Genomic DNA, 6,822 nt, shown 5'->3' with positions numbered 1-6,822 from the left:
TTGGCGTGAGGGGGTGGTCATCCCCTGAAGTGGAGGGGATGACCCGGCCCTTCAGGGATGCGGGCACAGCGATGCGGTGCCGTCTTCTTCTACCGGCCCTGCACCGGGCCGCCGGTTCACGGCCCCGGTGCAGGGCCGGCCGGGGGCTGGACCGGCCGGAGCATCCGTTCCACGACGGCGGGCAACTGCCGGTGCTGGGCCGCCACCCGCGCGGTCTCGGGGTCCCGCAGGAGTCGGACCAGTACCCGCGCGGGCATTCCCCCGCCGTGGTGGCGTCCGGTGACCCAGCCGAGCGGGGCGTGATGGCCGCGCGGATCGAAGTCGATGGGGATCCCCGCCCGTTGGTCCTCGGCGAGGTCGGAGCGCGCGGTCACGACGGAACGGACGCCCCGGTCGGGGCCCTGGGTCAGGAGGCCGACCAGCTCCGCGCCCAGGTGCGGATTGCCCGCGAGGGCGCAGCGCCGGGCCGGATCGCCGTGGTGGACCAGGTGTTCGGCGAGGCCGCGCTCCAGACGGCAGGTGCGCACGGCGTGGTCCGCGAGTCCCGCGGTCGCGAAGACGGACCGGGGCATCGGCTGCTGCGGAGTACCGGGCTCGCGGCCGTCTCACGCCACCGGATAGCCGATCTCCTCGATGTCCTGCGCCAGGTCGGCCAGGGCGACCTCCGGGTTCAGCGCACGGACCACTGCTTCGGTCAGCGGACGGCAGGAAAGGACGTGCCGGACCGCGTCCAGGTCGACCGGGACCTCGTGGTAGTCCTCGGCCCACTGCTGGAACGCCTCCGGGGAGCGGTCCGTCAGCAGACCGAACAAGAAGGCGGCGCCGTCCGGGTCTCCCGTGGTCTCTTCGGGAAAGTCGATCGCTCCGGCCTTCCATCGGTCGTCTCCCGCCTCCCGCCATAGACAGGCCGTGACGACGGGCATCCCGTCCTCGTCCGAGAAGGCCGGCTCCTCGGTGTACGACCGGAAGACGGCGGGCACGTCGTCGAGCACGCCGGGCCACGGTCCGTCCACGGCGTAAGGGCTCATGGGTGATTCGTGCGCGAACCCGCGCACGTAGACGCCGGCGGCCGAGAACACGATCGCGTACTCGTCGCCCGATCCGTTGGACATCGAGGCCATGGCCTGCGCCTGTGACCAACGGGCGTCGAAGGAGTGGAAACGGTACGCCCGTTCGCTTTCCAGTACCGCCTCCAGCATGGCCAGGGCGCGGCAGTGGGCATGGAGGGCGGTCGGCTCGGGCAGCCGCCGGGCGATGTCGTGAACGGTCACAGCCGCATTCAAGCGCACGCCTGTGACAACGGGGTTGCGCCGGTCGGGGCTCAGTAGCCCCCCAGAAGCCCCCGCACCCTGCGCAGCTCCTCCGCGCCCGCCGAGCTGTGCCGGCGGGACGGGTCGGACGGGCGGCGGCCCCAGAGGAGGAGCAGGCGGGTGGCGGCGTCGCTCTCGATGGTGGCGGGGCCCTCGGGGGCGGCCAGGCGGATGTCGGCGGTGTCGGCGCCGGCGGTCAGGACGACGTCGGGCGTGCCCGGGGTGCGCAGTCGGGCCTCGATCCGGTCGGCCGGGGCGAGGGAGAGGGCTGCCCGGCCGCGGGCCGGCAGGGGGCGGCCCACGGAGACCACGCTGTGCTCGGTCATCCAGGGCTCGTTCAGGGCGCGTACGGCCGGGCCGTCGTCGCCGGTCAGGTCCCAGCGGTGCAGGATCAGCTGCTCGCGCATGTGCTCCGCGAAGAAGGGGGCCGTCACGGTGCGGCCGGTCCACCGCACCTCCGTGTCCGGCGGGAGGTCCCGCGCGGCGGCCGCGGCGATGTCCGTCAGCTCCACGCAGTTGCGCAGGAACGCCGACCACAGATCGGTGTCGGACAGCCGGTGATAGGGCGCCTCGCGGTCGAAGCCCCGGGTCTCCACCGGCGCGCCCGCCAGGAAGGCCTTGAGGACCCGGCCCGGCTCCTCGGCGTTGGCCGTCTGGTGGATCAGGACGTCCCGTACCGTCCAGGCCTCGCACCAGGTGCCGTCGTCCGGCCGCCGCGCCTGGACCGCGTGGAGGGGACCACTTCCGGCAGGGTCTCCTCGACCCGGGTGGGGATCACGCTGCATGGGTAACCGGGCCGGGGCCTTCGGTGTACCGGCGTCAGGGGGGCACGGGTCGGCGGCCAGGTCGGGAAGAGCGCGGCCGCCGCCTGGGAGGTCTGCGCCGACACCGACGCTGCCGTCGGCCGGTCGCCGTCGTCGGCTCGGCGCGGTCGGTGCGGCCCCGTCACTCCAGTGGGGTCGGGTCGCGTGGCGCCGGGGCGGACCTGGACACGCCGGGCGGATGAGGCTGCGCCCCGTACCCGTCGACGGCGGGCAGCGCCGGCTGGTTGCCGGTGTCGGAGAGTCTCGCCACCAGTTCGGCCAGGTGGCCGCAGGCCCGGGCGATCTCCCGCTGGGACCGGTCACGCTCGCTGACGGCCGCCGCGACGAGGAGGGCGGTCAGCGCGGCGGAGGCGTTGAAGGCCTGCAAGGTGATCATGTCGGTGAGCAGACCGTGGTCCCTGAACGGCCCCGCCCCGCGTGCGGCGTCGTAGATCGCGAAGGACGACACGGCCAGGGCGCAGGGCGCGGCCCCGGCCAGCCGGAAGCGGAAGGCGGCCCAGATCAGCAGTGGGAAGCCGAGGAAGAGCAGGGGAGTGGCACCGGTCTCGACAAGCCCGGCGCAGGCGATGGCCACGACCAGCAGCACCGCCTCCAGCCAGCGGGAGGGCGGGACGTTCCGCGGCAGGCGTGCCGTGCTGAGCACCAGCAGGACCGGTGTCACCACCAGGACGCCCATGGCGTCGCCGGTCCACCAGACCCACCAGGTCGACCAGAACCGGTCGGTGGTGACGGCGCCGGAGAGGACCAGCGTGCCGCCGCCCGCCGTCGCGCTGATCAGCATCCCGGTGAAGGCGCCGAGGAAGATCAGGGCGAGCGCGTCGCGCAGCCGGTCCAGTTCGAGGCGGAAACCGGAGAGCTGAAGGAGCATGTACGAGCACAGCGGAGCGAGCGTGTTGCCCACGACGATCAGGAACAGGGCGGCGAACGACGGCCCGAGGTCGAGGTTGGCCAGCAGCGCGCCGAGGGCGATGCCGGGCCAGATCCGGGGCCCGAGCAGCAGCAGGCTCGCCAGGGCGATCCCGGTCGGCGGCCACAGGGGGGTGACCTGGCGGCGCACCAGCTCCTGGAGCAGCCCCAGCTCGGCGAAGCCGTAGTACAGCCCCGTGACGGCGAGGATCTCCAGAGCGGTCGTGCAACCGCGCCGGAGCAGTCCCTGCCGCGCGACAGCCATCGGGCGACCTCCGCATCGCCATCGCCCCGGACCCCATCATCCGCCCCTTCCCGCGAATCCTCCACGGCACGGGCGGGCCACGGGTCAGGCGGGCGGGGTGCGCAGGGCGAGCACCGCCATGTCGTCGTGGCCGTCGCTGGGGTGGTGGTCGGCCAGGGCCTGGACGAAGTCCTCCAGGGGCAGGGCGGAGTACTCGGTGGCGAGGTCTCTCAGCTCGGCGAGGCTCCGGTCGATCGGCTGGTCCGGGTGCTCGACCAGGCCGTCGGTGAAGAAGACCACGGTGGCGCCCGGCGGGACGGGGCAGGAGTGGTCGGGGCGCGGCTGCGCCGGGTCGACGCCGAGCGGCAGGCCGGGCTCGGCGAACAGGTACTCCGCCCGCCGGCCCGGGGCGATCAGGAGGTGGGGGACATGGCCCGCGGTGCTCCAGGACAGCCGCCAGCCCGGCCCGTCCGGCTCGATGCGCGCGAGCGTCGTGGTGGTGATCGGGTTGTCCGTGATCGCCTGCAGGGTGCGGTCGAGCCGGGAGAGGACGGCGCCGGGCGCGTTGCCCCGGTCGAACAGCAGGGCGCGCAGCATGTTGCGGGTGGAGGCCATCGCCGCCGCGGCCCGCAGGTCGTGGCCGACGACGTCCCCGATGACGACCGCCACCACATCGCCGGGCAGCGGAATGGCGTCGTACCAGTCACCGCCGAGCTTGCTGGGCTCGGCGGCGGGCTGGTAGACCGCCGCGGCGGTGAAGGGGCGCAGGTCCGGCAGGGTGGGCAGCAGGAGGCGCTGGAACTGTTCGGCGCCCTCGCGGACCCGTTCGAACAGGCGGACGTTCTCGATGGCGATGCCCGCGGCGCCGGCCAGGGCGATGACCACGCTCTCGTCGTCCACGTCGAAGGGCTGTCCGTCCCGCCGCTCGGAGAGGTAGAGATCGCCGTAGATCTCGCCGCGGACGCTGACGGCGACCCCGAGCAGGGTGCCCATGTGCGGGTGGCCGGGCGGGAAGCCCACGGAGGACGGATGCCCCGCGATGCTCTCCAGCCGCAGCGGCTCGGGGTGGTGGATCAGATGCCCGAGGACTCCCCGGCCCCGGGGGAAGCCGATGCCGGCCAGGGCGGCGCGTTCCTGCTCGGTGAGGCCGGCGGTGATGAACTGCTCCAGTTCGTCCCCGGACGGGGCGAGCACACCGAGCGCCCCGTAGCGGGCGCCGACCAGGTCCATGGCGGTGGTGACGATGCGGTACAGCACCGAGGGCAGCTCGTTCTCCCGGGTGATCGCGACCACCGCGTCCAGCAGGCCCTGGAGCCGGTCCATGGCCTCCAGCAGACCCCGCATCTGCTCGTCCATCCGGCCCAGCTCGGCTCGCAGCCGCACATGGAGGTCGGAGTCGTTCGGGGGCTTCGGCGACGCCCCGTTCTCGGGACCGGCCATCATGGGCACCCGGCGGCCGGCCGGCCGTTCTCGGAGCGGTACATCACGCCCTCCTCGCGCGACCCCGGGTCATCGGGGTCCATGGTGGGGCACGGCGACACGGGCATTTCGGTCATCAATCAAAAAATAGGGCAGTACGCGCCGTGCCGCCGCTCGCCCCGGGCCGCGACACGCGGGCGGACCCGGGCCGCCACCCTCGCCGGCCGGCGCCGCCCCTCGCCCGGGGCACGCCGCCGCGACGGCATCCTCCCCGACGGTCGGCACGGTGGGGACCGGCCGCGGCGCGTGGCCCGCCGTACGGGCCGGTGCGTGGTCCACCGTACGGGCCGCCGCGTCTCCTGCGCCTGGTGGGGACGGGGATGCGATGGTGGAAAGAGGGCAGGTGGTCGGGTGGGGACGGGCAGGGAGGAGAACGATGGACTGGCGTATGTTCGCAGAGCGGCTCGCGGCCATGGCGCGGGACCTGCTGGCGCAGGAGACGGTGACCGAGACCCTGGACCGGGTCACTCACTCGGCCATCGAACTCGTCCCGGGCTGTGACGCGGCCGGCATCCTCATCCTGGACGCCAAGGGGGTGCGCACCCTCGCCCCGACCGACCAGGTGGTGATCGACAGCGACCAGCTCCAGGAGCGCCTCCAGGAGGGCCCCTGCTACGACGTCGCCCGGCGCGACGGCGCGGAGCGGGTGTTCCGGATCGGCGACTTCCGCGAGGACCACCCGGGCTGGCCGGCCTATGTGGCCGCCGCCCGCGAGCTGGGCCTCGGCAGCATGATGGGCTTCCTGCTCTACACGGAGGACGAGGACCTCGGCGCGCTCAACCTGTACTCCCGCCGGCCCGGCGCGTTCACCGAGGCCGGCGAGACGGCCGGCTGGCTGCTGGCCTCGCACGCCGCCGTCGCCTTCTCCAGTGCCCGCACCCACGCCCAGCTGGAGGAGGCCGTCTCCACCCGGCACGTCATCGGCGAGGCCATGGGCATCCTCATGGGCAGCCACGACCTCACCGAGGACCAGGCCTTCGACGTGCTGCGCCGCTACTCCCAGGACCACAACGTCAAACTCCGGGAGGTGGCGCGCCGGATCTGCGAACGCGGCGGGCTCAACTGACCGGCGGGGTCCGCCCCTCGAACGCGGCCAGGATCTGCTCCGCCGCCAGCGTCGCCGTCAACGTGCCCTCCCTGACCCGCCGTTCGAGATCCGGCGCCGCCTCCCGCACCGCCGGGCTCGCGTGCAGCCGGCCGAGGAGTTCGTCGCGGACCATCGCCCAGGTCCAGTCCACCTGCTGGTCGCGCCGCTTGGCGGTGAGACGGCCGGTGGAGTCCAGCAGCTCCCGGTGCCGCTCCAGCCGCTCCCACACCGTGTCGAGACCGGTCGACTCGCGCGCGCTGCAGTGCAGCACCGGCGGCGTCCAGAAGGCGTCCTTGCCGTGCATCAGCCGCAGCGCGCCCGCCAGTTCCCGCGCCGCGGCCCGCGCGTCGCGCTCGTGCGGGCCGTCCGCCTTGTTGACGGCGATCACGTCGGCGAGTTCCAGGACGCCCTTCTTGATGCCCTGCAACTGGTCGCCGGTGCGGGCCAGGGTGAGCAACAGGAAGGAGTCGACCATGTCGGCGACCGCCGTCTCCGACTGCCCGACGCCGACGGTCTCCACGAGGATCACGTCGTAACCGGCCGCCTCCATCACCACCATCGACTCCCGGGTGGCCTTCGCGACCCCGCCCAGCGTGCCCGCGCTGGGGGAGGGCCGCACGAAGGCCGCCGGGTCGACCGACAGCCGCTCCATCCGGGTCTTGTCGCCCAGGATGGAGCCGCCGGTGCGGGTGGAGGACGGGTCCACGGCGAGCACCGCGACCCGGTGGCCGATCGAGGTCAGCATGGTGCCGAACGCGTCGATGAAGGTCGACTTGCCGACCCCCGGCACCCCGCTGACGCCGATCCGCCGTGCCCGGCCGCTGTGCGGCAGCAGCCGGGTCAGCAACTCCTGTGCCAGCACCCGGTGCTGGGGCCGGGTGGACTCGACGAGCGTGATGGCGCGGGCCACCAGGGCCCGCCTCCCGTCGAGCACACCCTTCACATACGTGTCGAGGTCGATCGCGGCCATCG

At 73.6% G+C, this 6,822-nt stretch carries 7 protein-coding genes; 1 reads left to right on the top strand and 6 read right to left on the bottom strand.

Annotated elements, in window-relative coordinates:
* Positions 1 to 116 precede the first annotated feature (116 nt).
* The 5 genes from FRZ03_RS01915 to FRZ03_RS01895 all read right to left on the bottom strand — a co-directional run bounded on the left by FRZ03_RS01915 (position 117) and on the right by FRZ03_RS01895 (position 4,724).
* Positions 117 to 572, bottom strand: coding sequence for a hypothetical protein (locus tag FRZ03_RS01915; RefSeq protein WP_146463355.1), 456 nt, complete (start codon positions 570 to 572; stop codon positions 117 to 119).
* A 33-nt stretch (positions 573 to 605) separates the two neighbouring features.
* Positions 606 to 1,271, bottom strand: coding sequence for a hypothetical protein (locus tag FRZ03_RS01910; protein WP_146463354.1), 666 nt, complete (start codon positions 1,269 to 1,271; stop codon positions 606 to 608).
* 50 nt (positions 1,272 to 1,321) lie between these two features.
* Positions 1,322 to 2,095 carry a maleylpyruvate isomerase N-terminal domain-containing protein gene (locus tag FRZ03_RS01905; protein WP_146463353.1) on the bottom strand — a complete coding sequence of 258 codons (774 nt, stop codon included), beginning with the start codon at positions 2,093 to 2,095 and terminating at the stop codon, positions 1,322 to 1,324.
* A gap of 160 nt (positions 2,096 to 2,255) precedes the next feature.
* Positions 2,256 to 3,305 (bottom strand): MASE1 domain-containing protein, encoded by a 1,050-nt coding sequence (locus tag FRZ03_RS01900; protein WP_146463352.1) that lies wholly within the window; start codon positions 3,303 to 3,305, stop codon positions 2,256 to 2,258.
* 84 nt (positions 3,306 to 3,389) lie between these two features.
* The gene (locus FRZ03_RS01895; RefSeq protein ID WP_398659512.1) at positions 3,390 to 4,724 is read right to left on the bottom strand and encodes a PP2C family protein-serine/threonine phosphatase; all 1,335 of its coding nucleotides are present in this window, start codon (positions 4,722 to 4,724) and stop codon (positions 3,390 to 3,392) included.
* Positions 4,725 to 5,139: 415 nt separating this feature from the next.
* On the opposite strand from FRZ03_RS01895, the gene FRZ03_RS01890 reads away from it, so the two are divergent.
* A complete protein-coding gene (locus FRZ03_RS01890; RefSeq protein WP_146463351.1) occupies positions 5,140 to 5,829 on the top strand; it encodes a GAF and ANTAR domain-containing protein in 690 nt (229 codons plus the stop codon).
* Here the strand turns inward: FRZ03_RS01890 and meaB are convergent.
* Positions 5,822 to 6,820: a methylmalonyl Co-A mutase-associated GTPase MeaB gene (gene meaB / locus FRZ03_RS01885; RefSeq protein ID WP_146463350.1), complete on the bottom strand. Its 999-nt coding sequence runs from the start codon at positions 6,818 to 6,820 to the stop codon at positions 5,822 to 5,824. The two genes, FRZ03_RS01890 and meaB, sit on opposite strands and share 8 nt — an antisense overlap.
* Positions 6,821 to 6,822 lie beyond the last annotated feature (2 nt).

This window comes from Streptomyces misionensis (assembly GCF_007896895.1).
GTDB lineage: Bacteria > Actinomycetota > Actinomycetes > Streptomycetales > Streptomycetaceae > Streptomyces > Streptomyces misionensis_A.
The sequence above is the reverse complement of the archived record's forward strand: the minus strand, read 5'-3'. Positions and strand labels throughout refer to the sequence as shown.